The 692-nt window shown below is 52.7% G+C and carries 1 protein-coding gene; it reads left to right on the forward strand.

Annotated elements, in window-relative coordinates; genetic code table 11:
- On the forward strand, nt 1-688 hold a 688-nt coding region (locus tag NGM62_RS21985), incomplete at its 5' end, for an ISL3 family transposase (RefSeq protein ID WP_262250447.1).
- Nucleotides 689-692 lie beyond the last annotated feature (4 nt).

The following is a 692-nucleotide window of genomic DNA, read 5'->3' on the forward strand; positions in this document are numbered from 1 at the left end:
ACGCCGGGTTATCCATGTTTCGCCCGGACGCGAAGGGGCTGCCGTGGGTGAACTGGCCGATGCCCTGCAGGCCAAGGGCGGCCATGCCCATGCCGTGGAACAGGTGGCCATTGACATGTCCCCCGCCTATATCTCGGGCGTGGGCGAACACCTGCCCAATGCCGCTATCGTATTTGACAAATTCCACGTGGTAGCCAAACTGGGCGAAGCCATGGATCAGGTGCGTAAGGCCGAACGCAAAGGAGCAGACACACTCAAAGGCCACAAATACACAGTGCTGTACCGGTATGACAACCTATCGGCCAAAAAGAAGGATGAACTGGATTATCTCACCATGGCTTACCCCAGACTGGGCGAAGCCTACAGGCTCAAAGAGCTGTTCGGCGAGTTCTGGGAGTTCAGAAATACCGAAGAGGCCATGGCTTTCCTGGCATACTGGTGCGATGTGGTCATGGAAACCGATATTGCTCCTTTCAAGAAATTCGTCGCTACGCTCAAGGCACATTGGTCGGGTATCGTGGGTTACGTCAAGGCAAAGATAAATTCCGGTGTGATGGAAGGAATCAATAACAAAATCCAGCTCGCTAAACGAAGGGCAAGGGGCTACAGGGACACAAATAACTTCATCAGCATGATTTACTTTATCGCCGGTAAGCTAAAATTCGATTACCCACACTATCCGTCATAGAGCC

This window comes from Parapedobacter soli (assembly GCF_025460835.1).
Classification (GTDB): Bacteria; Bacteroidota; Bacteroidia; order Sphingobacteriales; family Sphingobacteriaceae; genus Parapedobacter; species Parapedobacter soli.